This is a genomic window from Geothrix fermentans DSM 14018, from assembly GCF_000428885.1.
Classification (GTDB): domain Bacteria; phylum Acidobacteriota; class Holophagae; order Holophagales; family Holophagaceae; genus Geothrix; species Geothrix fermentans.
Genome location: NZ_AUAU01000006.1, coordinates 38927 through 64325 on the forward strand (window position 1 = coordinate 38927; position 25399 = coordinate 64325).

General features: G+C 71.2%; 24 protein-coding genes. 16 read left to right on the forward strand and 8 right to left on the reverse strand.

Annotation, left to right across the window (positions count from 1 at the left end; translation table 11 throughout):
• Nucleotides 1-33: 33 nt before the first annotated feature.
• Both G398_RS15315 and G398_RS19055 read left to right on the forward strand, forming a co-directional pair.
• Entirely contained in the window at nucleotides 34-1221 is a 1188-nt protein-coding gene (locus G398_RS15315; RefSeq protein ID WP_052571076.1) for a transglutaminase-like domain-containing protein, read from the forward strand.
• Nucleotides 1218-2015 carry a transglutaminase-like domain-containing protein gene (locus tag G398_RS19055; RefSeq protein WP_052571078.1) on the forward strand — a complete coding sequence of 266 codons (798 nt, stop codon included), beginning with the start codon at nucleotides 1218-1220 and terminating at the stop codon, nucleotides 2013-2015. Before G398_RS15315 ends, G398_RS19055 begins: the two co-directional genes overlap by 4 nt.
• A 7-nt stretch (nucleotides 2016-2022) precedes the next feature.
• On the opposite strand, the gene G398_RS0101205 is transcribed toward G398_RS19055, so the two are convergent.
• The 5 genes from G398_RS0101205 to G398_RS15340 form a co-directional block, all read right to left on the reverse strand.
• Complete coding sequence (locus G398_RS0101205; RefSeq protein ID WP_026852228.1) at nucleotides 2023-2592, reverse strand: hypothetical protein; 570 nt, start codon at nucleotides 2590-2592, stop codon at nucleotides 2023-2025.
• Nucleotides 2593-2615: 23 nt separating this feature from the next.
• Nucleotides 2616-4118, reverse strand: a complete 1503-nt coding sequence (locus G398_RS15325) for a sigma-54-dependent transcriptional regulator (RefSeq protein WP_052571080.1) — start codon at nucleotides 4116-4118, stop codon at nucleotides 2616-2618.
• 39 nt (nucleotides 4119-4157) lie between these two features.
• Nucleotides 4158-4877, reverse strand: a complete 720-nt coding sequence (locus G398_RS19060; protein WP_026852229.1) for a helix-turn-helix domain-containing protein — start codon at nucleotides 4875-4877, stop codon at nucleotides 4158-4160.
• 14 nt (nucleotides 4878-4891) lie between these two features.
• Complete coding sequence (dnaE, locus tag G398_RS15335) at nucleotides 4892-8524, reverse strand: DNA polymerase III subunit alpha (protein WP_052571082.1); 3633 nt, start codon at nucleotides 8522-8524, stop codon at nucleotides 4892-4894.
• A gap of 70 nt (nucleotides 8525-8594) precedes the next feature.
• Entirely contained in the window at nucleotides 8595-9809 is a 1215-nt protein-coding gene (locus tag G398_RS15340) for a 7TM diverse intracellular signaling domain-containing protein (protein WP_043482998.1), read from the reverse strand.
• Between the two features lie 113 nt (nucleotides 9810-9922).
• Here G398_RS15340 and G398_RS15345 point away from each other — a divergent pair, with 113 nt between their 5' ends.
• The 4 genes from G398_RS15345 to G398_RS0101245 all read left to right on the forward strand — a co-directional run bounded on the left by G398_RS15345 (nucleotide 9923) and on the right by G398_RS0101245 (nucleotide 13585).
• Nucleotides 9923-10846 carry an ABC transporter ATP-binding protein gene (locus tag G398_RS15345; protein WP_052571085.1) on the forward strand — a complete coding sequence of 308 codons (924 nt, stop codon included), beginning with the start codon at nucleotides 9923-9925 and terminating at the stop codon, nucleotides 10844-10846.
• Nucleotides 10847-10849: 3 nt separating this feature from the next.
• On the forward strand, nucleotides 10850-11710 hold the full coding sequence (locus G398_RS0101235) for a hypothetical protein (RefSeq protein ID WP_026852230.1): 861 nt from the start codon (nucleotides 10850-10852) through the stop codon (nucleotides 11708-11710).
• Nucleotides 11710-12630, forward strand: coding sequence for an ABC transporter ATP-binding protein (locus tag G398_RS0101240; protein WP_026852231.1), 921 nt, complete (start codon nucleotides 11710-11712; stop codon nucleotides 12628-12630). The genes G398_RS0101235 and G398_RS0101240 overlap by 1 nt, the downstream gene beginning before the upstream one ends.
• 166 nt (nucleotides 12631-12796) lie before the next feature.
• The gene (locus G398_RS0101245) at nucleotides 12797-13585 is read left to right on the forward strand and encodes an ABC-2 transporter permease (protein WP_026852232.1); all 789 of its coding nucleotides are present in this window, start codon (nucleotides 12797-12799) and stop codon (nucleotides 13583-13585) included.
• Nucleotides 13586-13624: 39 nt separating this feature from the next.
• Here the strand turns inward: G398_RS0101245 and G398_RS0101250 are convergent, their stop codons facing one another.
• Nucleotides 13625-14611: a quinone oxidoreductase family protein gene (locus tag G398_RS0101250; RefSeq protein WP_026852233.1), complete on the reverse strand. Its 987-nt coding sequence runs from the start codon at nucleotides 14609-14611 to the stop codon at nucleotides 13625-13627.
• A gap of 133 nt (nucleotides 14612-14744) precedes the next feature.
• Between G398_RS0101250 and G398_RS0101255 the strand changes: the two genes are divergently transcribed.
• Nucleotides 14745-15053, forward strand: coding sequence for an ArsR/SmtB family transcription factor (locus G398_RS0101255; protein ID WP_026852234.1), 309 nt, complete (start codon nucleotides 14745-14747; stop codon nucleotides 15051-15053).
• A 38-nt stretch (nucleotides 15054-15091) separates the two neighbouring features.
• Complete coding sequence (locus G398_RS15350) at nucleotides 15092-16360, forward strand: M16 family metallopeptidase (protein WP_052571086.1); 1269 nt, start codon at nucleotides 15092-15094, stop codon at nucleotides 16358-16360.
• A 7-nt stretch (nucleotides 16361-16367) separates the two neighbouring features.
• On the opposite strand, the gene pdxR is transcribed toward G398_RS15350, so the two are convergent.
• Entirely contained in the window at nucleotides 16368-17816 is a 1449-nt protein-coding gene (gene pdxR, locus G398_RS0101265; protein WP_026852235.1) for a MocR-like pyridoxine biosynthesis transcription factor PdxR, read from the reverse strand.
• Nucleotides 17817-17901: 85 nt separating this feature from the next.
• On the opposite strand from pdxR, the gene G398_RS0101270 reads away from it, so the two are divergent.
• From G398_RS0101270 to dut, 7 genes are read left to right on the forward strand one after another with little or no spacing between them, the layout of a single operon-like run.
• Entirely contained in the window at nucleotides 17902-18363 is a 462-nt protein-coding gene (locus tag G398_RS0101270) for a carboxymuconolactone decarboxylase family protein (protein ID WP_026852236.1), read from the forward strand.
• A complete protein-coding gene (locus G398_RS15355) occupies nucleotides 18360-18821 on the forward strand; it encodes a GNAT family N-acetyltransferase (protein ID WP_052571088.1) in 462 nt (153 codons plus the stop codon). The genes G398_RS0101270 and G398_RS15355 overlap by 4 nt, the downstream gene beginning before the upstream one ends.
• On the forward strand, nucleotides 18818-19243 hold the full coding sequence (locus G398_RS0101280; RefSeq protein WP_043483006.1) for a hypothetical protein: 426 nt from the start codon (nucleotides 18818-18820) through the stop codon (nucleotides 19241-19243). Before G398_RS15355 ends, G398_RS0101280 begins: the two co-directional genes overlap by 4 nt.
• The gene (locus tag G398_RS15360; protein ID WP_052571089.1) at nucleotides 19240-20157 is read left to right on the forward strand and encodes a DMT family transporter; all 918 of its coding nucleotides are present in this window, start codon (nucleotides 19240-19242) and stop codon (nucleotides 20155-20157) included. Before G398_RS0101280 ends, G398_RS15360 begins: the two co-directional genes overlap by 4 nt.
• Nucleotides 20154-21281 carry a 23S rRNA (adenine(2503)-C(2))-methyltransferase RlmN gene (gene rlmN / locus G398_RS15365; RefSeq protein WP_052571091.1) on the forward strand — a complete coding sequence of 376 codons (1128 nt, stop codon included), beginning with the start codon at nucleotides 20154-20156 and terminating at the stop codon, nucleotides 21279-21281. The genes G398_RS15360 and rlmN overlap by 4 nt, the downstream gene beginning before the upstream one ends.
• A 1-nt stretch (nucleotide 21282) precedes the next feature.
• On the forward strand, nucleotides 21283-21651 hold the full coding sequence (locus G398_RS0101295; RefSeq protein WP_052571093.1) for a GxxExxY protein: 369 nt from the start codon (nucleotides 21283-21285) through the stop codon (nucleotides 21649-21651).
• Between the two features lie 39 nt (nucleotides 21652-21690).
• Nucleotides 21691-22146 (forward strand): dUTP diphosphatase, encoded by a 456-nt coding sequence (gene dut, locus G398_RS0101300; RefSeq protein ID WP_026852239.1) that lies wholly within the window; start codon nucleotides 21691-21693, stop codon nucleotides 22144-22146.
• A gap of 16 nt (nucleotides 22147-22162) precedes the next feature.
• Here the strand turns inward: dut and G398_RS0101305 are convergent, their stop codons facing one another.
• The gene (locus tag G398_RS0101305) at nucleotides 22163-24469 is read right to left on the reverse strand and encodes a GGDEF domain-containing protein (protein ID WP_026852240.1); all 2307 of its coding nucleotides are present in this window, start codon (nucleotides 24467-24469) and stop codon (nucleotides 22163-22165) included.
• 129 nt (nucleotides 24470-24598) lie between these two features.
• On the opposite strand from G398_RS0101305, the gene G398_RS0101310 reads away from it, so the two are divergent.
• Nucleotides 24599-25357, forward strand: coding sequence for a dienelactone hydrolase family protein (locus G398_RS0101310; protein ID WP_026852241.1), 759 nt, complete (start codon nucleotides 24599-24601; stop codon nucleotides 25355-25357).
• Nucleotides 25358-25399: the final 42 nt, after the last annotated feature.

Sequence of the window (25399 nt, forward strand, 5' to 3'; positions counted from 1 at the left end):
TCCGCTCATCGGACCCATGAATGGGAGGACCCCATGCGCCGAATCCGGCGGGCCCTGCTGGGCCTGACCTTCGCTGTGCTCATCACGACCGCCCTTGGGGCCCAGGCGCCTCCGGCGACCCAGGAGCTTCAGGCGGAGAACGCCCGCATCCAGGAGCTTTGGAAGGGGAAGGGCTACGAGGAGGCCCTGAAAATCCTGGCCGTCCGGGTCCAGTCTCCCGGCTTCACCCAGCTCGCCGCCGAGATCCGGGCGGGGGTGCACTACAACATGGCCTGCGCGGCCTCGCTCCTCGGCCGTCGCGGGGAGGCCTTGGCCTACCTGGGCGTGGCCGTGGGCGAGGGACTCAAGGACTGGACCACCTTCAGCACGGACACGGACCTGGACCCCCTGCGCAAGGAGCCCGGCTTTCTGTGGCTGGAGGGGATTGTGCGCCAGCGGGGGGATTTCGTCGGCATCCTCCGGCGCTTCAAGGACTACGGACCCGCCCCGGCCCCCGGCACCGCCGCGGCGCCGGCCTTCGCCTACCAGGCGGCCGAGGCGCCGGACCTGGCGGCCTTCCGGAAGGCCTACCGCCTGGACGAGGTGGCGGGGAAGGGTCCGGAGGTCGAGCGCCTCGTGAACCTCATGCGCTGGGTCCACGCCCAGGTGCGCCACGACGGCAGCTCGAAGAACCCCGAGCCCATGAACGCCCCCCACCTGCTGGAGGTCTGCCGCGCCGAGAAGCGCGGGATCAACTGCCGCATGATGGCCACCATCCTCAATGAGGCCTACTTGGCCCTGGGCTTCAAGTCCCGCCAGGTCACCTGCCAGCCCCTGGACGAGAAGGATCCGGACTGCCACGTCATCACCACCGTGTGGTCCAACGACCTGGGGAAGTGGCTCTACATGGATCCCACCATGGAGGCCACCTTCACCGACGGCCAGGGCCGCCTGCTCTCCATCGCCGAGGTGCGCGAGCGGCTGATCTCGGGGGCACCCCTGGAGCTCTCCAAGGGCGCCAACTGGAACGGACGGCCCGAGAACCCGGCCACCTACAAGGCCTACATGGCCAAGAACCTGGTGCGGATCACCTGCCCCGTGGAGAGCGCCTTCGGCTACGAGTCCCGGCCCGAGCGGCGCTACGTGACCCTGGACGCCCTGGGCTTCCCGGCCCGGCCCGCCCGCGATGCGGCCGGGGGCCTCATCACCCACGACGCCGCCGCCTTCTGGGCCCAGCCATGAGAGGCCCGGGCCTGCTGCTGATCCCGGTGTTCCTGGTCGCCCAGGAGGTGCCTGCCCTCTCCCGGGCCGAGGCCCTGGCCATCCTGGCGCGCCCGGGGACAGGGGAAGCCCGGGTGCGGGCCCTGGTGGACCACCTCCACCGGCGCATGCCCTGGGTGGCCACGGACTACCGCACCCGGAGCGTGGACGAGATCCTGGCCCGGGGGGCGGGCAACTGTGCGGACCACGCGAGCGTGCTCATGAGCCTCCTGAAGGAGGGGGGCTTCGAGGTCCGCTGGGTGCAGGAGATCAACCTCCAGGCCCCCTCGGAGCGCCGCCAGACCTCGGCCCAGGCCAAGGTGGCCGAGGGTGGCAGGAGGTTCAGCGTCTTCGGCTACCGGCATAACGACCACCGCTGGCTGGAGGTGCGCGATCCCGCCAGCGGCGCCTGGTTCCCGGCGGATTCCTCCCTGGGCGTGGTGGGCGGGGAGGCCTGGATCGCCGCGAGGCTAGGATTCGGGCCGCGGCCCGCGGCCGTGGCCGACATGATCGCCCCGGTCTTCGTGGAGGCCGTCCAGCCGGGGCAACCCCCGGAAGCCCGCAGCGGGGCCTACCTCATCCAGGCCTTCGGGGCCATGGAGGGCGGGCGCCTCCGCACCCTGCCGGCCTGGCCCGCCTGGGAGAAGGCCGTGCGCGCCCTGGAGCCCCACGCCTCCGCCGCCTTCCGGGGAACGGAAGACCTCCACGGCCAGGCCGAGACGCTGGCGGCCCTGGCGGAGGCCTACGCGGCCCTGAGGGAAGCCGCGAGGCGATGATCGAGGTTCAGCGCCCGCCGGGCTTCGGGGTCCCGTGGTAGGTCATGTAGTTGCCGTCGTAGAGGTAGACCACGGCGGCGCCGCTGGGATTCGGGAGCCGACCCATGACCCAGTCCTTCCTCTCCTGGCCGTTCTGGAGCAGGATGCCGTCCCGGTGGGAGACCCAGCGCCCGCGGATGAGGCGGCCGTCCCAGGCGCTGTTCCACTCGTAGGTGCCATCGGGGTTCACGCGGAGGCTGCTCTTCGTGAGGGTGCCTGCGGCCACCACGCTGGTGCGGGTCTGGGTGGCGTGGTTGTCCCAGCTGTAGGCCACGCCCGGGACGGCGAGGCCGAAGGTGCCGAAGAAGGCGGAGGAGGCCGGGGCGGGGGCCGGCGACTCCCGGCGGGGAGAGGGCCCGGGTTGGACGGCGGCGGGTTCTGGGGCCCGGTAGGGCTTCACTTCCTGGGGGCGAGAGGGCTTCACCTCTTGGCCACTGTAGGGTTTCACCTCCTGGGCCCGGAAGGGCTGGATGTCCTGGGCGGTGGCGGGGAGGCCCGCGCCCAGGCAGAGGATCAGCAGGCTGGCAGGCTTGGGCATGGGGACTCCTGAGGGGTGCCGGGCTACTCGCCGCCGCGCTGGCTGGGCGGGATGGCGAAGCCGTCGGCCTTGTACTCGTTGATCTTGTTCCGCACGGTGCGCAGGGCGATGTCCAGCTGGGTCGCGGAGTGGGTGCGGTTGCCCTTGAGGGCGCTGAGGGTGGAGAGCAGCCAGAAGCGCTCCAGCTCCGGCAGACTCAGGCCCAGGGGCAGCACCACGGGCGTGCCGAGGGCCACGCCCACCAGGGGCTTGCGGGGATCAGCCACCACGGTGCCCTGCGGAAGGAGCTCCTCCCCCTGCGGGGCGCCCACAGCGGGCGGGGCCCAGGATCCGGCGGCGCTCTGGAAGGGATCTTCGGGCAGGCCCTCGAAGGCCTCCGGCGGCAGGAGCCAGTGGAGGTCCTGCTGGCTGAGGTGGTGGCCCTGGCTCAGGACCACGCACCGCTGGATGACGTTCTCCAGCTCGCGGAGGTTGCCGGTCCAGGGATGGCGGGCCAGGGCGGCGAAGAAGCTGGGCCCCAGGCTGGGCACCGCGCGGTCGTTCTCCCGGGCGTAGCGCTCGGCGAAGTGGGAGGCGAGCAGCTCCAGGTCGCTCAGTCGCTCGCGCAGGGGGGGCAGGTTCAGGGGGACGACGTTCAGGCGGTAGTAGAGGTCTTCGGCGAAGCGGCCGGCCTTCACGTCGGCCAGGAGGTCGCGGCTCGTGAGGGAGATCAGGCGCACATCCACGGGGATGGCCCGGCTGCCGCCCAGACGCTCCACGGTCCGGTCCTGGAGGACCCGCAGCAGCCGGCCCTGGAGGCCCGGGGGCAGGGCTTCGATGGCCTCCAGCACCAGGGTGCCGCCATTCGCCTGTTCGAAGGCGCCGGACTTCGCGGCGGAGCCGGGGCGGGCGCCCTTCTCCAGGCCGAACAGTTCGGCTTCGAGGAGGTCCTCCGCGAGGGCGGCGCAGTTGAGGGTGATGAATGGGCCGCTGCGGCGGGGGCTGGATCCGTGGATGAGGCGCGCCAGCATCTCCTTGCCGGCCCCGCGCTCGGCCTGGATGAGGATGGTGGCGCGGCTGTCGGCGGCGCGGCGGGCCAGGGCCAGGGTCTCGCCCAGGGCCCGGTCCCCGGTGAGGAGGAGGGGGGCTTCGGCGGGTTCGATGGCGCGGAGGTGGTCCTCGGAGATCAGGGTCTTCTGCATGGCGGCGGTGAGTTCCTCGGGAGTGAAGGGTTGCGGGAGGGTGTCGAAGGCGCCCAGGGCCAGAGCCTCTCCGGCCTCCCCGGGCTCGCCGGGGCCGGCGGTGAAGAGGACGGGCAGGGCGGGATCCACGGCCTTGAGGCGCGCCACGAACTGCGGGCCGCCCATGCCGGACAGGTGGAGGTTCGCCACCACGATGTCGTAGGCGCCCCGGTGGAGGCGGCGCAGGGCCTCCTCGCCGCTCCGGGACAGCTCCACGGGGAAGCCGGCCCGCTTCAGGCCCAGGACGAGGCTGTCCCGCAGCGCGGGATCATCATCCACCACCAGTACCCGAAGGGGAGTCGCCATGGCTGGTCATCCAGACGTGGCCGACCGGCCACGTCCCCGTTATCGGGTGTCGGTGTCCAGACTGGAGTTTTGTGCCGATCTCCGCTTCCGCAGGCGCTGGGGCAGGTCCCCGGCGGCCGGTTCCCCCCGGACGGGGTCGCCGTGGCGGCGGATGAGGAGGTAGAGCTGGCGCCGGCTCACGCCCAGGCGGACCGCGGCCTCGGCCCGGTTGCCGTAGGCCCGGCGCAGGGCCCGGTGCAGGAGGTAGCGCTCCAGGTCATGCAGGTTCGTGGCCAGGTCCTCGGCCTCGAAGTGGGGCGGGCCCGCGGGCTCGGGGCCCGGCACCTGGCCCAGGAGCTTCCAGCGCAGCAGCCGGTTCCGCAGCTCCCGGAGGTTGCCCGGACAGGGAAGAAGCCCCAGGGCCGGGGGCCAGGGGGCCGGGACATCCTCTTCCACCGCCAGGGCCATCACCAGGGCCGGGAGGCAGGCCGGGTCTTCCTCCAGGGCCGGGAGCCGGAGCTCCAGGCAGGCCAGCCCCGGGGGCATCGGGTGCCGGGCGGCCACCACGCCCCCCGGGTGGGCGGCGGCCCAGGCCGCCCCCTCCTCCGCCGTGCCGGCCTCGGTCCAGGCCGTCCCGCGGCGCCGGGCGAACTCCGCGGCGGTGGTCGAGACGCCCGAGCCCGCGGGTCCCTGGACCCACAGCCCTTCCGGCCGGGCCAGGAGGGCCTCCAGGTGGGCGCCCCAGCGGCCGAAGCCGGGCAGGAGGGAGAGGGGGATCACCGCGCCTCCGGGCCTCAGTAGGTCCAGGTGAGGGTGCAGCCCGTGTCTTTGGCGAGGCGCTCCGCCAGGTCGGGGTCGTGCTTCAGGCGCAGGTCGCGGCCGGCCCGCACCCGGGCCACCAGGCCCTCCTTCGAGCGGTACTCGAAGGTCACGGGCAGGTCGCCCCGGTGGTCCTTGAGGATGGCCTCCAGGCGGGGCGGGCACTCGCCCACGGGCAGGCGCACCAGGGCGCCCGTGAAGCCCTGGCCCTGGAAGGACTCCAGCGGCTCCAGCACCGTGGCGAAAACCTTCACCACCGTCTGTTCCTCCTCCTCTTCGGCCTCGCCGTTCCCGTTCCCGTTGGCTTGGATGGTCTCCACCCGCAACTCGCCCGTGATGCGCAGCATGGCCTCGGGCACGGCCAGGTGCCGGTAGCGGTCGAAGGGGCGGAGGGCGTCCTTCCGCTTGGTGACGGGATCCCACTTGCTGGCCATGAGGAGCACTTCCATCTTCCCGGCCAGGTCTTCCACCTGGAGGATGGCCCAGGGTTCGCCCTTCTGGTTGGTCTTGAAGGCCACGGTGCTGACCATGGCGCCCAGGGTGACCTCGCCGCGGTCCCGCAGGCGGCCCGAGGCCACGTCCTCCAGGATCTTGGCCAGGGTGCCGTGGGTGTGTACCTGGACGGCGTCCGCAAACTCCTCCAGCGGGTGGCCGCTGACGAAGAGGCCCAGCACCTCGCGCTCCGCGGCCAGGCGGGTGCGGCGGTCCCAGGGCTCGATGCCCTCGGGCACGCGCCAGTCGTCGCTGAGGCTGGCCAGCTCGGCGTCGTCGAAGAGGCTGGTCATGCCCGTGTCCCCGCCCCCGCGAGAGGCCGCGGACACGGCGTCGGGCAGGCCCTGGAGCAGGGCGGCCCGGTTGGGCTCCAGGCTGTCGAAGGCCCCGGCCTTGATGAGGGACTCCCACACCTTGCGGTTGGCCTTCTGGAGGTCCGTGCTCTTGAGGGCGTGGAAGAGGTCCTTGAATCCTCCTTCAGTTTCACGCGCCTCCAGGATGGCCTGCAGCGCGGCATCTCCCAGCCCTTTCACTGCGGCAAATCCGAAACGGATTTGCCGGTCTCCTGTGGCCGTGAAGTCCAGGGCGGACTGGTTGATGTCCGGGCCCAGCACCTCGATGCCGCGCTCCCGGCAGTTCTGCACGTACTTGGCCACGTCATCCGTGCGGCCGGACTTGGTGGAGAGCAGGCCGGCCATGAACTCCACGGGGTAGTTGGCCTTCAGGTAGGCGGTCTCGTAGGCCACCATGGCGTAGGCCGCGCTGTGGCTCTTGTTGAAGCCGTAGCCCGCGAAGTATTCGATGAGGTCGAAGAGCTCGGCCACCTTGGCCTTGTCGTACTTGCGCTCGGCGCCGCGCTCGATGAACTTGGTCTTCTCCTTCGCCATCTTCTCCTTGTCCTTCTTGCCCATGGCGCGGCGCAGCATGTCGGCCTCGCCCAGGGAGTACCCGGCCACGAGGCTGGCGATCTGCATGACCTGCTCCTGGTAGAGGATCACGCCGTAGGTGGGGGAGAGGATGGGTTCCAGGTCCGGGAACATGTAGGTCACAGGCTCGCGGCCATGGCGGCGCTCGACATAGGTCGTGCCCATGCCCGCGCCCAGCGGGCCCGGGCGGAAGAGGGCGTTGAGCGCGATGAGGTCGTCGAAGCGGTCCGGGCCCAGCTGGCGCAGCAGCTGCTTCATGCCGCCGGACTCGAACTGGAACACGCCGTCGGTGTCCCCGGCGGCGAAGAGTTCGAAGGTCTTCTTGTCGTCGAAGGTGCGGATGCTGGTCATGTCTTTCGGCGCGCCGTGGCGCCGGGTGATGACCTCCTGGGTCTTGGCGATCTGGGTGAGGGTCTCCAGGCCCAGGAAGTCCATCTTCAGCAGGCCCGCGCGCTCGGCCTCGGTCATGGTGTACTGCACCATCACCTTGTTGTCCTTGTCCTTCGAGAGCGGCGCGAACTTGGTGAGTTCGTCGGGCGCGATGATGACGCCCGCCGCGTGCACGCCGGTGTTGCGGGCCAGGCCCTCGAGCTTCGCCGAGATGTCGAGGATGTTCTTCACCTCGGGATCGGTGTCGTACAGCTCGCGCAGCTTGTCGCTCTTCTCCAGCGCCTCACCCACGGTGATGGGCTTGCCGGGCTCCTGGGGCACCAGCTTGGTGAGGTTGTTGGCGAAGGCGAAGTCCTTCTCGAAGACCCGCGCCACGTCCTTGATCACGGCCTTGGTCTTGAGCTGGTTGATGGTGACGATGTTGCTGACCTTGTCCTGGCCGTACTTCTCGGTGACGTAGTCGATGACCTTCTGGCGGCCGTCGCGGCAGAAGTCGATGTCCACGTCGGGCATGGAGATGCGCTCGGGGTTGAGGAAGCGCTCGAAGAGCAGGTCGTACTGCATGGGGTCGATGTCGGTGATCTTCATGGACCAGGCCACGATGCTGCCGGCGGCCGAGCCACGGCCCGGGCCCACGGGCACGCCCATCTCCCGGGCCTTGCGGATGAAGTCCCAGACCAGGAGGAAGTAGCCCGGGAAGCCCATCTTGAGGATCATGTCCAGTTCGAAGGCCAGGCGCTCCCGGTACTTTTCCTCAGGGTGCTTCAGCGTGCCCGCCTGCCAGCGCGGCCGGCACTCGGCCATGCGGGCCTCGAAGGTCTCCTTCGCGACATGGACGAAATAGCCTTCCAGGTCGTAGCCATCCGGCACCGGAAACTGGGGCGTGACGGGCTTCCGCGTGATGGGGAACAGGTCCACCTTGGCGGCGATCTCCAGGGTGCGCTCAAGGTACTCGGGATGGTCGGGGAAGACGGACCGCATCTCCTCGGGCGTCTTCACGAAGAACTGGTCCGTGGAGAAGCGCATGCGCTTCTCCTTGGCCTTGGTGGTCTTGGTGCCGATGCACAGCAGCGTGTCGTGCAGGTCGGCGTCCTCGTGGTTGAGGTAGTGGGCGTCGTTGGTGGCCACGAGGGGGATGCCCAGGCGGGCCGCCAGCTCCTGCTGGAAGGGGATGATCTCCTTCTCCTTGTCGAAGCCCTGGTCCTGGATCTCCAGGTAGAAGTCCTCGCCGAAGAGGTCGCGGAAGTCGCGGGCCACGCGCTCCGCCTGGTCCAGGCGGTTCTGGAGGATGCGGGCCTGCACCTCGCCGCCCAGGCAGGCGGAGAGCGCGATGAGGCCCTCGCTGTGCTCGCGGAGGATGTCCTTGTCGATGCGCGGCTTGTAGTAGAAGCCTTCCGTGAAGCCTGCGGACACCAGCTTCGACAGGTTGGCGAAGCCCGTGGGATTCTTGGCCAGCAGCACCAGGTGGTAGCCCGCATCGCGCGATCCGCTGGGATCCACGCAGTCCTCCAGGCCCTCCTCGCCCGTGAGGTTCTTGGCCTCCAGCTTGCGGTCGAAGCGGGTCTTGGGGGCCACGTAGACTTCGCAGCCCAGGATGGGCTTCACGGCCCAGTTGCCCTCGGCGTCCTTCGTCTTCTCGCAGGCGTCGTAGAGCTTCATCATCCCGAACATGTTCCCGTGGTCGGTCACGGCCACGGCGGGCATGCCGCTGGCCCGGCACTTCTTGATGAGGTCCGGGATGCGTGTCAGGCCGTCGAGCAGGGAATGTTCGGTGTGCAGGTGGAGATGGGCGAAGCTCATGCCCTCATTGTCCGACGGAACCCGCGTTCCTGGGCAAGTGCCGCGGACTCAAGGGCCGGATCCGGGGTGCTCAGTGCCGGGAGAGGAGCTCGCGCAGGGTCTCCCGCAGGCCGGTGGCCTCCAGGTCCACGTCCAGGCGGACGTGGGGGCCGGCGGTGGTGGGGCCGCCCAGCTGCACCCAGCGGGGCCGGCGGCGCAGGAGGTCGTCCTCCCGCCAGACGGCGAGGATGCTGGGTTCGCGGGCCCAGATGAGGACGCTGGGGTAGGGCCCCTCGCGGGGGGGCACCGTGCCCCAGAGCTGGACGTCCGCCCCCCAGCTGCGCAGCCACTCCTGGATCCGGACGCTGGCTGCGGGATCGTCCATGCCCAGGGCCACGGTCCATCCGGCCAGGAAGCCCCGGGGACCGGGCTGGCTGTCGTCCTCGCGCTCGTACCAGCCCAGCCGCTCGGAGTGGCCGAGCAGGCGCGTCCGCAGCCGGTAGGAGCCGCCGTCCAGGGCCACCAGGGGGGCCTCGGGGTTCTCGCGCACGCGGTCCGCCCAGCCTGTCCCGAAGAGCCCCTCCATGAGCGCCGAGGGCCGGTCCGTGCGGAAGGCGTTGCCGGGCACGAGGCTCCGCCAGACCTCCACCTCGGTCTCGGCCCGGTGGATGCGGGTCTCCATGGTCTGGACCACGAGGCGCTGCCAGGAGGTGCCGATGGCCATGGCCAGGATCACGAGGCTGAAGCCCGAGAGGCGGATCTTGATGCCGAAGAGGCTCTGGGCGGCGATCTCCACGACCACGGGCACGGTGAGGAGCAGGAAGGCCAGGAAGAGCCGGCGCCCCATGGGATCGCCGTCCTGGCGGGCCCGCAGGGACCAGTAGATGATGAGGACGCAGCCCACCAGGAACAGGAGGTTGTAGGCGAGGTGGGTCCAGACCTCGGCCTGGCTGGGGTGGACCAGCACGAGGTTGCGGACGTAGTTGGGGATCAGGGCCAGGGCGATCCAGGCCGGGAAGCGCCGGGGGATGTGGCGGGGGAACAGCTCGGTGATGGCCAGGCAGAGGGTGATGAACCCGAAGGCCACGAGGAGGCTCTGGGCCCGGTCCACCAGGTCCGGGTTCCAGGCGGGCTGGGATCCGGCGGCGAGCACGGTGTGCCGCAGGGCCACCAGCAGGCAGGTGAGGGCCATCCAGCCCATCATGCGGTCCCGCCGGGCGAGGGCGTCCATGCCGAAGCTGACGAACAGGGCCAGCAGAGCGCCCGCCTGGAGGGCGTCGAGGAAGGGCCAGTCCAGGAGTTGCATGCGGAGGTCCCCGGGGAGTGGGAGGATGATCCCGTCCAGCCTAATCCAAATCCCCCCGCCCCCCGTAGCCGCGGACATCCTGGAGAAGCCGTGACCACCCCCTGGAGGCCCCGTTGATCGCCTTCGAGAACCTGGAAGTGCGCTACGCCGCCACCGCGGCGCCCGCCCTGAAGGGCCTGACCCTGACCCTGGAGCGCGGCATCGTGGGCCTGCTGGGACCCAACGGCGCCGGCAAGTCCACCCTGCTGAAGGCCCTCCTGGGCCTGCTGCGGCCCTCCGCCGGAGGCGGCTCGGTCCTGGGTGTGGCCCTGGGGGCCCCCGAGTCGGCGAGGCTGCGGTCCCGCATCGGCTACATGCCCGAGTACGACGCCCTCATCGAGGACGCCTCCGCCTATGAGCAGGTGGCCTTCTGGGGCGAGCTGTCGGGCCTGGCGCCGGAGTCCGCCCGGGACCGGGCCCATGAGGTGCTCTACTTCGTGGGTCTGGACGAGGCCCGCTACCGGCCCGTCAGCGGCTACTCGACGGGCATGCGCCAGCGGGTGAAACTGGCCCAGGCCCTGGTGCACAGCCCCGAGCTGGTCTTCCTGGACGAGCCCACCAACGGCCTCGATCCCGACGGCCGGCGCCGCATGCTGGACCTGGTGCTGCGCGTCCACGCGGAACTGGGCACGGGTGTCATCCTGGCCTCCCACCTGCTGGGCGACGTGGAGCGCGTGGCGGACCAGCTGGTGATCCTCGACCAGGGCCAGATCAAGGCCGCGGGCTCCATGGCGGGCCTACGCAGGGCCCTGGCCCGGCGGGTGGAGCTGCGCTTCCTGGATCCGCTCGACGCCGGCCAGGAGGCATCCCTGGCGGAGCTGGGCACGGTGCTGGAGGCCCGCAACGGCCTCTACGACCTGGAGCTGGCGGAGGCCGATCCCACCGCCGCCTTCCGCTGGGCCGAATCCAAGGACGCCACCCTCATCCAGCTCACGCCGCGCCATGACCGTTTGGATGAAGTGCTGCTCCGGGCGCTTCATCCGCAGACGGGAGCCTAGCCCATGCCGATCTACGCCCCCACGCTTCCCCCCGCGCCGGACCTGGGCCACGGCCAGCCGCCGGCCCTGGTGCTGGCCCGTTTCGACCTGGCCCGGCTCTGGCGCCAGAAGATCGGCCGCTTCTTCGGCTTCGCCTTCCTGTTCCTGCTGCTCTGGAAGGTGGCCCGCATCTACGTGGACCACCTGCTCCAGACCAACCAGACCTTCAGGCCCATGCAGGACTTCGCGAAGACCATCCTCACCCAGGGCGCGGACTTCCAGGCGGACCTGCTGAACCCCGCCAGCTACCTGCTCTGGTTCCTGGTGGCCCTGGTGGGCGGCGGCCTGGTTGCGAGGGACACGCTCTACCGCGTGCGGCCCCTCATGTACGCCCACCCCGTGGCACCCCGGGACTACCTGCTCGCCAAGCTGGGCTTCGCCTCGGCGCTGCCCTTCGCCATCCTCCTGCCCTTCGCCCTGCTGCCCTGGCTCATGTCCCTGATCCTGGCCGGGGCCAGCGGCCCGGTGTGGGTGACGGCGCCCCTGCGGCTGCTGCCGGCCATGGCCATCAGCTCGGCCCTCATGGGCACCCTGGCCGCGGGCGCCTCCAGCATGGCCGCCACGCCCCGGGCGGGCATCGGCTGGGTGCTGGGCCTGGTGCTGGGCTCGGCCACCCTGGCCTCCATGATCCAGGGCCTGACGGGGTTCTCGGCCGTCCAGGCCATCAACCCGGTGCTGCTGGCGGAGACCTGGCCGCAGCTCTTCGTGGGGGTGGACCATCCCCTGATGGGCTGGGGCCCGGCGCTGCTCGGCACAGTCTTCCACCTGGGCCTGTGGACCTTCGTGGCCGCGAAGCGGACCATGCCTTCGGAGGCCGTCATCTGATGATCTCCCTCGACCGCGCCTCCCTCCGCTACGGCCCCATCCTGGGCCTGAGCCCCACCACCTTCGAGCTGCCCGAGGGCGGCGGCATCACGGGCTTGCTGGGCCCCAACGGCGCCGGGAAGTCCTCCCTGCTGCAGCTGCTCTCTGGCCTGCTGCCCCCCTCCGGCGGCGAGGTGAGGGTCTTCGGCGGAGCGCCCTTCCGCAATCCCGCCGTGCTCTCGCGTCTGGGCCTGGTGCCCGAGGGGGATCGCCTGCCCGCGGGCCTCCGCGCGGACCGCTGGCTGCGCATGATGGGAGAGCTGTCGGGTTTGTCGGGCCCCGGGCTGAAGGCCGCCGTGGCTCGGGCGCTCGCCACCGTGGGCATGGCCGACCGCGCCCACCTCACCTTCGCCCGCATGTCCAAGGGCATGCGCCAGCGCATCCGCCTGGCCCAGGCCCTGCTGCACGAGCCCCAGCTGCTCATCCTGGACGAGCCCTTCAACGGGCTCGATCCCGAGGCCCGCCTCACGCTCATGGCCCTGCTCCGCGACCTTGCGGCCAGGGGCACGCGGATCCTGGTGTCGAGCCACATCCTGGGCGAGATCGCCCAGCTTACGGACCGCATCCTCCTGCTGTTCCGGGGGCGCCTCTTGGCCGAGGGCTCGGTGACGGAAATCCGCCAGCTCCTGGACCGCCATCCCGTGGAGCTGCGCCTCACGGGCGAGGCCCAGGCGCTGGCCCGCTGGGCCGTGGAGCAACCGGAGCTGGCGGCCCTGCGCATGGAGGACGGGGCCGTGGTGCTCTCCGTGCGATCGCCCCGGGACATCCTGCCCCGCCTCCAGAAGGCCGCGGCCGAGGGGGGCATCCCCCTGCGGGCCCTGGATCCGCTGGACCTCAACCTGGATGCGGTCTTCCAGTATTTGACGAAGGACCACGCCTAATGCTGTCCGGGGGTTCCTCGCTGCGCGACTCCAGGTATCACGACGCTGCGCGTCGTTCCCGCGCGACGCTGTCGCGCGGACCCGTAGCCTCCCCCCGGGCCCCCGCGTTCGGAGCGGGCGGAGCCCGCTCCGAACTTGCACCCCTCTGCGACCGACCGAGGAATTCATGAACGCTGCAAGCCCCTCCCCTCTGGCGACGATCCGGGCCACGGCGCGGGGCTACGCGCCCCGTGTGCTCCAGGGCCGGGGCTGGGTGCTGGCGGCCCTGGTCATGGCGCCGGTGGGCCTCAGTGTCCTCATCTTCACCATCGGCCGGATGCGCGGACTGGATGCGAACCCGGGCGAGGCGCTCCGCATCTTCCACGAGGGCCTGGTGAAGATGATGCTGCCCATCATGGCCCTGGTGGCCGCGCCGGCGGGCATCCGCGAGGACCTGGAGCAGCGCACCCTGCCCCTGCTGCTGGTGCGGCCCGCGCCCGCCTGGGCCCTGCCCCTGGGCAAGGGGCTGCCCTGGTTCGCCTGGGGGGCCGCCTGGCTCATCCTCGGGGCCCTGGGCCTCCAGATGGTCGGGGGCGACCCCGCCCTGCTGCCGGGCCGCATCCTGGCCCTGGTGGGGGCCTGGTGGGGCGAGTTGGCCCTCATGACCCTCGTGGGCCTGCTCTTCAAGCGCGGCACCCTCTGGGGCGCCCTCTACTTCTTCCTCTGGGAGCCGCTGGTGCGGATCTTCCCGCCCTTCCTCCAGCGCCTCACCTTCACCCACCACGTCGAGAGCCTGGCAGGCAGCCGCGCCGCCCAGGTGGGGGCCCACCAGCTGCTGGCCCAGGAGCAGGTGACCACCCACCCCGCCCTAGCCCTCCTCGCCCTCCTCGCCTTCGGCGCACTCTGTTGGGCCCTCGCCGGCTGGAAGCTCCAGCGCACGCCCGTGGGGCTGGCAGGCGCCGAGGCGGAGGGCTGAGCTCCGCCTCCCCTTCCGCCGGCCCCTTCAGGAATGTTCTCAGGGGAGGAGCACCAGCGCGCCTCGCGTCGATCGGGATTCGAGCAGACCATGGGCTCGGGCAGCCTCTCTCAGAGGAACCGTGCCGTGGATGTGGGCCTGGATGAGCCCCTGCGCCTGCGCGGCGAACACCTCCGCGGCAGCGGCGCGGAGGGCCGCGGGGTCGGCGATGTGGTGGAAGATGCTGGGCCGCTGGATGGCCAGGGAGCCGCGCTTCCCCAGGTCGGCGGGATCCACCAGGGGCAGGGGGCCGCTGCTCCGGCCGAAGGAGGCCAGGAGCCCGAAGGGGGCCAGGCTGTCCAGGGAGGCCTCGAAGGTGTCGCGTCCCACCGAATCGAACACGGTGCCCACGCCGCGCCCGCCCGTGATCCGACGCACCTCGGAACGCACCTGGTCATAGGCGGCGCCCCGGGGCACCACCAGGACGGCCTCGGCACCTTCGGCCCGGACCGCCGCGGCCTTCTCCTCGCTGCCCACCACGCCGATGACCCGGCCGCCTTCGCGGGCCAGCCACCGGGTCAGGATGAGCCCCACGCCCCCGGCCGCCGCATGGACCAGGATCCAGGGCTCCGCCCCGGCGCGCCACACCCGCCGGACCAGCATGTGCGCCGTCAGGCCCTTGAAGAGGAGGGCCGCCGCCACTTCGTCCGACAGGTCCGCGGGCAGTGGCACCAGCCGGCTTGCGGGGTGGTTCCGGGCCTCCGAGTAGGCGCCCGGGGGTCCGTCCACGTAGGCGACCCGCTGGCCCACCGCCAGGCCCGTCACGCCGGGCCCCAGGGCTTCCACGACTCCGGCGGCTTCGAAGCCCGGCACCGCGGGCAGGGGCACCGGGTAGGCGCCGCTGCGGTGGTAGACGTCGATGTAGTTCACGCCGATGGCGGTGTGGCGCAGGCGGACCTCCCCGGGTCCCGGATCCGGGACGTCCGCCTCCACCCACTGGAGGACCTCGGGCCCGCCGGGCGCGGTGAACTGGATGCGATGGGTCATGGGACCTCCAATTGTTTGATTGTCGTCAAACAATAGATTGGTATATCTGCCCGATGGTGCCGGTCAAGCAAAATAGTTAGAAAACAATCAAAATATTTGACGGCATGGATCCGAACCCGGGCATCCTGGATCCATGCGGAGCCTCCATCATCCCGGTCGCGAGCAGCTAGACCTTCCCGCGGTGCTCTACGCGCTGAGCGATCCCACGCGCCTCGAGATCGTGCGCAGGCTGGCCGGAGACGGGGAGCTGGCCTGCGGGACCTTCGGCCTGCCTGCCACCAAGGCCACTCTGAGCCACCACTTCAAGGTCCTGCGGGAGGCCGGGATCATCCAGACGCGGGTGGAGGGTGTCCACCGCTACAACAGCCTGCGGAAGCAGGATCTGGACGCGCGCTTCCCGGGCCTGCTGAAGGCGGTCCTCAAGGCCTCCGGTCCCCGTTGAGAGGAGGCTGCGGGCCGACGGGACGGTAGACTGGGCGGATGGCCGAACCCTTCCGCACCACCACGCCCGCGGGCACCGAGATCCTCGTGGAGCCCATCCCCCATGTGCGGAGCTGCTCCGTGGGGTTCTGGGTGCGCCGGGGCTCGCGGCACGAGGGGCCTGCGGAGGAGGGCCTGGCCCACTTCCTGGAGCACACGGTGTTCAAGGGGACGGCCTCCTTCGCCACGCCCGACGAGATGGCCGCGGCCACGGACCGACTGGGCGGGCACGTGGACGCCTTCACGGGCAAGGAGGTGGCCTGCTTCTACGGCAAGGTGCTCTCCGACCAGCTGCCGGACCTGGTGAAGCTGCTGGGCGAGCTGGTGACCTCGCCGCGCTTCGACGCCGAGGAGCTGGCCCGTGAGCGGAGCGTGATCCTGGAGGAGATCGCCCAGAGCGAGGATCAGCCGGACGACTGGGTCAGCGAGCTCTTCTACGGCGGCTTCTGGGAGGGCACGCCCCTGGCCCATCCCATCCTGGGCCGCCGCGATCAGGTGTCGGCCTACGGGCCCGCCGAGGCCCGGGCCTTCTTCGACCACACCTACCGGGCGCCGAACCTCGTGGTGGCCGCCGCCGGCGCCCTGGAGCCGGGCCCCTTCCAGGACCTGCTCAAGCCCATCCTGGACCGCCTGCCGAAGGGCACGGGCCACGCTCCGGACGTCCGCGCCCGCACGCGGCCCTTCCTGTTGAACGTCCCGCGGAAGGACCTGCAGCAGGCCAACCTGGTGATGGGCTTCCCGGCGCCGGGCCACCGCTCGCCGGACCGCTCCGCGGCCAACCTGCTGAGCCATGTGCTGGGGGGCGGCATGGCGTCGCGCCTCTTCCTGGAGCTGCGGGAGCGCCGGGGCCTCTGCTATCAGGTGGGCACCTACCTCAGCCCCTACGCCGACACCGGCGCCCTCCAGATCAGCGCCAGCTGCGCGCCCGCCCAGCTCCGCGAGCTGGTGCAGCGCACCATGGCCGAGTGCGCGCGCGTCCGCAAGGCGGGCGTGGGGGCCGAGGAGCTGGAGCGCGCCAAGCTCCAGGCCCGCACGAGCCTCGTGTTCAGCCAGGAGAGCAGCAGCAGCCGCATGTTCAGCCTGGCCCACCAGGCCATCCACCAGGGCGAGCTGCGCAGCCTCGACCGGCAGATCGCGGAGATCGACGCCGTGACGCAGGAGGACCTCCAGCGCATGGCGCAGGCCCTGCTGGATCCCGCCAGCGTCGGCGTCAGCACCCTCGGCACGCGCCGCGGCTGCGACATCCGGCCCCAGGACCTGGTGGCCTGAGGTCGGATCAGCTCCTGAGGGCCTGCGCCAGCCGGCGCACGGCCTCCTCGAGCTCGCGCTCGTCGAGGGCGGAGAAACCCAGGCGCAGGCTGGGCCGCGGGCGGCCCCGGAAGTCGAAGGCCCGGCCCGTGGTGATGCCCACGCCGGCCCGCTGAGCCCGCGCCGCCCAGGCCTCCGTGTCGATGGCGGGATCCACGCGGAGCCAGAGGCTCATGCCGCCCGCCGGCAGGTCGAAGGCCACGGCCCCGGCCAGGTGCCGGCGCAGGGCCCGGGCCAGCGCCTCGCGGCGAACCTCGTAGATCCGCCGCATCTTGCGTGCGTGGCGCTGGAGCAGGCCGTCCTCCAGCAGCTCCGCCGCGGCCCGCTGCACCACCTGGTCTCCCTGCCCGTCCGCGGTCTCCCGGCGGGCGGCCAGGGCGTCCACCAGGACCCGGGGCCCGGCCACGAAGCCCAGGCGGAGCCCGGGGGCGAGGATCTTGGACAGGGTACCCAGGTAGACCACCACGCCCCCGGGATCGTCGCCGGCCAGGGGCAGCACCGGGCGGCACTCGAAGTGGAACTCGGCGTCGTAGTCGTCCTCCAGGACCGCGAGGCGATGCCGGCGCGCCAGGTCGAGCAACTTCAGGCGCCGGGAGGCGTTCATCGTGACCGTGGTGGGGAACTGGTGGTGGGGCGTCAGGTAGACCGCCCGGAGGGGGCCCTCCTCCAGCCGGCCAGCCAGGGATTCCACCTGCAGGCCCGCCTCGTCCACGGGAACGGGGACCAGCTCCGCGCCCGCCGCCCGCAGCGTGGCCCAGGCGGCGGGGTAGCCGGGATCCTCCACGGCCACGCGGTCGCCGGGCCGGATCAGCGTGCGGGCCACCAGGTCCAGGGCGCCCTGGCTGCCCCCCGCGACCATCAGGCGGTCCTCGGATACGGCCAGCCCCCGCGTCTCGGAGAGGAACCGGGCCAGGGCCGAGCGGAATCTCGCCTCCCCCCGGGCGTCCCCGTAGCCAAGGAGGTTCCGGCTGGCCAGGGCCCGGCGGTAGGCGCGGGCCAGGAGCTCGGTGGGCACGAGCCGCAGGTCCGGCAGGCCGCCCCCGAAGCAGAGCAGGTTGGGTTCCCGGGGGGCCCGCCGGGGACCGGGAGCCGCCAAGTCATAGCCCAGGCGGCCTTCGCCCCCGCCCCGGAGGGGAGGCCTGGCGGCGGCCACCGACTGGGGCAGGTCCAGAGCCACCCGCGTGGTGCGCTGTTCCGCCACCGTCCAGCCCTCGGCCTCCAGCTCCCGGTAGGCGGCCAGCACGGTGTTGCGGTGGACGGTCAGCGTCTGGGCCAGGCTCCGCGAGCCGGGCAGGGGGTCCCCCGGTCGCAGCCGGCCGCGCCGGATGTCGGCCCGGATGGCCTGGGCGATCTGCTGGAAGACCGGCTCGCGCGTGCAGCTCGGCCGAAGGGCGACGGGAAAGGTCCAGGGGCGCATGGTCTAGTTGTAATGACAGAAATGGACCTTTTCAATAGGCCATCTGAGCCGATCCTGGAATCGGCCCATCGGCCACGGAGTCGTCATGCGCGCATCGAAACCCCATCCCGACCTCGCCCCCGCCGCCTACCAGGGACTGCTCCAGATCTACCGCTACACCCGCGCCTGCGGCCTGGAACCGGGGCTCCTCCACCTCGTGGAGCTGCGGGCCTCGCAGCTGAACGGCTGCATCTACTGCATGGACATGCACGCCACCGAAGCCCTCCAGGATGGGGAAGCCCCGCGGCGCCTCCACATCCTCCCGGGCTGGCGGGAGGCGAACCTCTTCACCTCCCGGGAGCGGGCCGCCCTGGCCTGGACCGAAGCCCTCACGGAGCTGACCCGCCACCAGGTGAGCGACGAGCTCTACGAGGCCACGCGGAAGCACTTCTCCGAGCAGGAGCTGGCGGACCTGACCTACGCCATCACCCTCATCAACGCCTGGAACCGCCTGGGTGTGGCCTTCCAGCCGGACCTGCCCCTCGACAAGACGAAGGAGCCCGCATGAGCGCCGCTCTCACCTACCATCTGGATCGCCGCCCGGAGGTGGAGGCCATCCGCGCCCTCTACGCCGCGGCGCCCCTGCGTCGCCCCATCCACGATCCGGAGCGCATCCGCCGCATGTTCGAGGGCTCCAACGTGGTGATCTCCGCCTACGATGGCGACCGCCTCGTGGGCCTGCTCCGGGGCTGGACGGACTTCGTCTGGGATGGCTACGTCTGCGACCTGGCCGTGCATCCGGCCGTCCAGAAAGCAGGCGTGGGGCGCCGGCTGCTGGAGCTGGCCCAGGGCCTGGACGAAGGCATCCAGTGGGTGCTCCAGGCCGCGCCCCTGGCCAAGGACTACTACGCCCACGTGGGCTGGGCGAGGATCGAGAACGGCTGGAAGTTGGACCGCAGCGGCTGGAAGCCGGGCCCCTACGAGGCCTTCCAGGCGGAACACGCGGACCTGGCGGCGAAGGCATGAGCCCGGCCTCCCGCTCCCTGGAGCGCTGGGCCCCGCGCTACGCGCGCCTCGCCCTGGGCGCCGCGTTCCTTTCCGGCATCGCCTCCCGCTTCGGCCTCTGGGGCCCGGGCCGGGGCTACGGCACCTTCGCCAACTTCATGAAGTACACGGCCCAGGTCAACAGCTTCATGCCCGCCCGCAGCATCCCCTTCCTGGCCTGGGCCGCCACGGCGGCGGAGCTGGCGCTGGGGCTCGCCCTCCTGCTGCCGCTCCCCTCCCGCGCGGGCCGGGCGGTGGCCCTGTCCAGCGCCCTCCTCCTGGCGGCCTTCGGCCTGGCCATGGCGATCTCCTTCGGCCCCAAGGAACCCCTCGACTACTCCGTCTTCTCCGCGTCCGCCGCCGCCCTGCTCCTGGCTCGACGTTCTGGCCCCGAGGCTTCATGAACAACCTGACCCTCTACCTCGCCTCCATCCTGATCTGGGGTTCCACCTGGATCGCCATCACCTGGCAGTACGGCCACGTGGCGGCCGAAGTCTCGGTGGCCTACCGCTTCACCCTGGCCGCGGCGCTGCTGGCCGCCTGGTGCCTCCTGCGGGGGCTGAAGCTCCGCTTCACGCTGCGGGAGCATGGCTGGATGGCCCTCCAGGGCACCCTGCTGGTCGGGATCAACTACGTCTGCGTGTACCTGGCCGAGCAGCGCATCCCTTCGGGCCTCATGGCGGTGATTTTCTCCCTGATGGCGGTCCTCAACCTGGTGGGCGCCCGGCTCTTCTTCCGCACGCCGTTGAGCCGCCGGGCTCTGGGCGGCATGGCCCTGGGCGTGGTCGGCGTGGGGCTGGTGTGCCTGCCCGGAACCTCGGGATCGATGCAGGGCGGGTTGGACCGCGCGGGCCTGCTGCTCGGGCTGGTGGGCACCGTGGCCGCCAGCCTCAGCAACCTGGTGGTCCAGCGCAACCTGCGCCAGGGCATCCCGGTCGTGCAGGGCAACACGCTCGGCATGGCCTATGGCGCGGCCTCCGTGGCCCTCTTCTGCTGGGCCACCGGCCGGCCCTTCGCCTTCGATCCCTCCCTGCGCTACCTGGGCTCGCTGGCCTACCTGTCCCTGTTCGGATCGGTCCTGGCCTTCGGCGCCTACTTCACCCTGGTGGGCCGCATCGGGGCCGGCCGGGCCGGCTACGCCATGATCGTCATCCCCGTGGTGGCCCTGGCGCTTTCCACCGCCTTCGAGGGGCTCCAGTGGCGCTGGGAGCTGGCCCTGGGCGCCGCGCTCTGCCTGGGCGGCAATGCCCTGGTGATGCCGGGAAACGGCCCCCGGCCCAGGATGCCCGCCCCGGTGGCCGATAGACTGGAGGCATGACGAACCTTCCGCCCATGCCCTGGGACCGCCCCGCCCCCGAGCGAGAGGGGCGGCCCTCGGCCTGGTCGCTGTTCCCGGAGGACCTCGATGCCCTGGGGTGCCCCGGCAGCGCCCTGGAGACCTTCAAGCGCCTGCACCGGCCCTGGACCTGGAAGGACGGCGCGCCGGACCTGGGCTCGGGCATCCGCCGCTGGCTGGAGGGCGTGGCGGACCTGCGCCTCCCCACGATCGTCGAGCGCCAGCCCTCCGGGGATGGCTCGACCAAGCTGGCCCTGGCGCTGGCGGACGGGAAGCGCATCGAGTCCGTCCACATGCCGCGCAAGGTGCGGAACCCGCGCGTGACCTACTGCATCTCCAGCCAGGTGGGCTGCGCCATGGGCTGCACTTTCTGCGCCACGGGCAGCATGGGCATCCTCCGCAACCTCCAGCCCGGCGAGATCCTGGGCCAGGTGCTGGCCCTCATGGCGGAGCTCGGGCCGGAGCGCGGGCATGAGCTCACGCTCGTGTTCATGGGCATGGGGGAGCCCCTGCACAACCTCGACAACCTGCACCGCGCCATCCGGCTCATGTGCCACCCGGCGGGCCTGGGCCTGGGGAAGAACCGCATCACCGTGAGCACCTCGGGCCTGGTGAGCGGCCTCGAGAAGCTGTCAAAGCTGGAACCGAGGCCCCTGCTGGCCCTCAGCCTCAACGCCACCACGGACGAGGCGCGCAGCCGCACCATGCCCGTGAACCGCGTGTGGAACCTGGCCCGGCTGCGTAAGGCGCTCGACGACTGGGGACCCAAGCGCGGAGAGAAGTTCTGCTTCGAGTATGTGCTCATCGCCGGCGAGAACGACACCGAGGCCGATGCGGAGCGCCTGGCGGACTGGCTGGGCGACCTGCGGAGCGGCCACAACCTGAACCTCATCCCCATGAACGAGCACGCCGCCAGCGCCTTCCGCGAGCCCGGCGAGGACCGCGTGCAGCGGTTCGCCGAGTGGCTCAAGGCCCGCGGCTGCTTCGTCACCGTCCGCCGCAGCCGGGGCCGCGATGTGCAGGGGGCCTGCGGGCAGCTGGTGAAGGAAAATCCAACGCAAAGGCGCAGAGGCGCAAAGGTGGCCGGTGAGTGTAGCGGAGAATGACTTGTCGCATCGGATCATCGAGGCAGCGATCGAGGTGCATCGAACGCTTGGTGGACCCGGGCTCCTGGAGAGTGTGTACGAGGAGGCGCTTTGCTGGGAGTTGGAACAGCGGGGCATGAAAGTGAAGCGTCAACCCCTCTGTCCGATCCGCTACAAGGGGGTCGAGCTCGGATCCCCCTTGAGGATCGATCTGTTGGTGGACGATCTGGTCATTGTGGAATGCAAGGCGGTGGCGGAGATCGCCCCGGTATTCGAGGCGCAACTGTTGACCTACCTTCGTGTGACCGGTTTGCGCCTCGGCCTGCTCCTGAACTTCGGCCAACGCCATCTGAAGGAAGGCATCCGCCGGGTCGTGAACGGCCTCGATTAGCCCTTTGCGTCTTCGCGCCTTTGCGTTGAATCTTTTTGAATGCGCATTCCGGTCCACCAGCTCCCCCACGGCCTCGGCCTCGACCTGCCCGCCGCCGCCACGGCCCATGCGGCGGGCATGGACCTTCGGGCGGCGATTCCCGAAGGCGAGTCCTGGACCCTCGCGCCCGGCCAGCGGCGCCTCGTCCCCACGGGCCTGGTGATGGCCCTCCCGCCGGGCTTCGAGGGGCAGGTGCGGCCCCGGTCGGGGCTGGCCCTGAAGCACGGGCTCACGGTGCTGAACGCGCCCGGCACCATCGACGCCGACTACCGTGGCGAGGTGCAGGTGCTCCTCGTCAACCACGGCGAGGCGCCCTTCGAGCTGCGCCGGGGCGAGCGCATCGCCCAGCTCCTGGTGGCCCCGGTGGAAAGCTGGACCTGGATTCCCGAGCCCAGCGTCGAGGCCCTGGGCGACACGGAGCGCGGTGGCGGAGGCTACGGAAGCACCGGGCGCTGAGGGGCCGCACGCGGCATCAGCCCATCTCCACCCGGTTCCTCCCGTCCTGCTTGGCGCGGTAGAGGGCGGCGTCCGCCCGGGCCAGGATGCTGTCCGGCTCCGCATCCTCAGGGGTGAAGACGGTCACGCCAATGCTCACGGTCAGGGGAATGGGCCCGGCCTCGGTCTGGACCGGGGAGTGCTCCACCTGGGCGCGGAAAAGCTCGGCCACGGTCATGGCGCCGGCCCCGTCCGTGCCCGGGAGGAGGATGCCGAACTCCTCGCCGCCCAGGCGGCCGAAGAGGTCCAGGCGGCGCAGGCGGATCCGGGACAGCTCCGCGAGGTGCCGCAGCGCGAGGTCGCCGACGGCGTGGCCATGGGCATCGTTGACGCGCTTGAAGTGGTCGAGGTCCAGCATCAGGAAGGCGGACGGCTTGCCGAACCGCTTGTGCCGGGCCAGCTCCATGTCCATTTCCTGGAGGAGGCGGCGCCGGTTGGCGACCCCGGTGAGAGGATCCGTGGTGGCCAGGCGCCTCAGCTCCTCCTCCATGGCCTTGCGCTGGGTGATGTCCTCGAAGACCGCCACGACGCCCACGATGCTCCCTTTTTCGTGCATGGGGGTGACGGTGAGCTGGACGGGGAACCTCTCCCCGTTCTTGCGGAGGAAGCCGTCCTCGCACTCCCGCTTGATGCCATCGCCCAGGGTCAGGCTGACGGGGCAGTCCTCCGCCTGGTAGGGGGACCCATCCATGTGGTGGGTGTGGAAGAGCTCATGCTGGCGCGCTCCGAGGATCTCCTCCGGGGCGTACCCCAGCATCCGGGCGGCGGTGGCGTTGATGTAAGTGCATCGCCCCTCCAGGTCCACGCTGTAGATCCCCTGTCCCGCGGAGGCCAGGAGCATCTCGTTCCACTGGGACAGCCGGGCGATCTCGGCCTCCGCCTCCTTGCGCTGGGTGATGTTCTTGGCCGTTCCGGTGACCCGGACGGCCCGTCCGTTCGCGTCGCGCTCCACGGCCATGGCCCTTCCCTGTACCCAGATCCAGCGCCCGTCCTTGTGGCGCATGCGGACCTCGGCTTCCAGGTGGGGGGTCTCGCCCTTGAGGTGGCGGATCAGGGCCCGGCGCGCCGCGGGGATGTCCCGCGGGTTCAGCAGGCCCCGGAGGGTGGAGGTCTGGTCCAGGAGGTCCCCCGGCTGATAGCCGAGCAGCTTGGTCCAGCCCTCTCCGAAGACCAGGGTGCCGCTGGGGACGTGCCAATCGGCGATGGCGAGGTCCGATCCCCGCAGGGCGAGGGCCAGCCGCTCCTCCGCCGCCTCGCGCTCGGTGATGTCCTGGCCCAGGGCCAGGATGCCCGTGATGGCGCCACCGGCGTCTCTCATGGGCTTGTCGTGCCACTCCACCAGGATGCGGCGCCCGTCCCGGGCCAGGATCTCGCTGGTGTTGGCGGTGCTCCTTCCCTCGGCAAGGGCGTTCCGGTAGCGGGCGCGAGCCTCGTCCCGCCCGGCTTCCGGGGGGAAGAGGGCGAACCAGTCCGCGTTCTGGAGTTCCGCCTGGGCGTAGCCCGAGAGCTCCTCCATGAAGCGGTTGATCCTGAGGATCCGCCCTTCGAGGTCGAGGACGATGACGATGGCCTGGGCCGTGTCGATGAGCCCCTCAGCGAAGTCGCGGTCCCGGCGGTGGACTTCCTCCAGGTCCTTCCGCTCTGCCAGGGCCTGTTCGAGCGTCCGGGCGAGCTGCTTCTGCTCGAGGCCCAGCCGGATCGAGGCTCCGAGGGTGCCATGCAGGTGCCTGGCCCCGGCCAGCATGTAGACCAGGAAGATGAGGCAGCCGAAGCCGAAGGCCCAGTGGAGGGACGAGCCGGCCTGGAGCAGGATCGCGGCGGTCATCGGCAGGCCGGCCAGCGCCACGAAGGCCAGCAGGGCCGCGGGGACCGCGGCCAGGAGGGGAAGCGCTCCGGCCACCATGGCTCCCACCACGAGGCCGGTGAACATGCGGGCCCCTTCGCTGCCGTGCCACACGAAGGGGAGGACGCCCGCGCCCCAGGCCGCGGACACCAGGGCCGTCGCCAGCACGTAGCGCCGGCGCCAGACCGTGGAAGCGCCGGCGTCCGGGGCCGCGGCCGTGAACCGGCGGGCCAGCGCGTAGCGGACCGTGGCCGCCACCGCCACCAGGGCCCACCAGGTCAGGGCACCGGCGACCGGGGCCGCCTGGGTCACGTTCACCCAGGCCAGCAGGCCCCCGACGGACAGATGCACGGCCCAGGTGAAGGGGGCGTTCCTGAAGACCAGCGCGGTCATCCGGTGCTGGACTTCCGCTTCGAGGCTCGGAGGGAGCTGGATCGACATGGGAGATCCATGGTGTGGCCGGCCCCGGAGGCGACCCCCGGGTCGGTACTCCCTTGTCGGCCGGGACATGCCGGTCCTGGAGTTCCCGTTCAAACAGGAATAGGATCGGGCTCCCAGCCCGGAGGTCCCATGCGATCCGCCGCCCTCGCCCTCTCCCTCGCCATCCTGCCCGTCTGCGCGGGCCAGCCGCTCAGCTATGCCGATGGCCCGACAAAGCTGGCGGGCTACCTGGCCAGGCCCAAGGCCGCCAAGGGCAAGGCGCCGGGAGTGGTGGTGATCCACCAGTGGATGGGCCTCACGGACCATGAGCGCAAGGTGTCGGACGACCTGACGAAGCTCGGCTATGTGGCGCTCGCCGCCGACATCTACGGCGAGGGCGTGCATCCCGCGAACACGGCGGAGGCCGGCAAGCTGGCGGGCCAGTACAAGGGTGACCGGGCCCTCTACCGGCGCCGCATCGCCGCGGCCCTGGACGCGCTGAAGGCCCAGAAAGGCGTGGACGCCTCGCGCCTGGCGGTCATCGGCTTCTGCTTCGGCGGCACCGGGGCGCTGGAGGCCGCCCGGGCCGGCCTGCCCGTGAAGGGCGTGGTGTCCTTCCACGGCGGCCTGGACGTGCCCAAGGACTTCAAGCCCGGCCCCATCGCCGCCAAGGTGCTGGTCTGCCACGGCGCGGACGATCCCTTCGTGCCCGCCATGGATGTGGCCACCTTCCAGGACGAGATGCGCGCCTCCAAGGCGGACTACGTGTTCGTGGCCTATGCCGGGGCGGTGCATGCCTTCACGCAGAAGGAGGCGGGCTCGGATCCCAGCAAGGGCGCCGCCTACAACGAGGCCGCCCACCGGCGCAGCTGGCAGCACATGAAGGATCTGTTCAAGGAGATCTTCTAGCGTGCAGAGCTGCGCCCCGCTTCGCGGGGCGCAGTAAGGGAA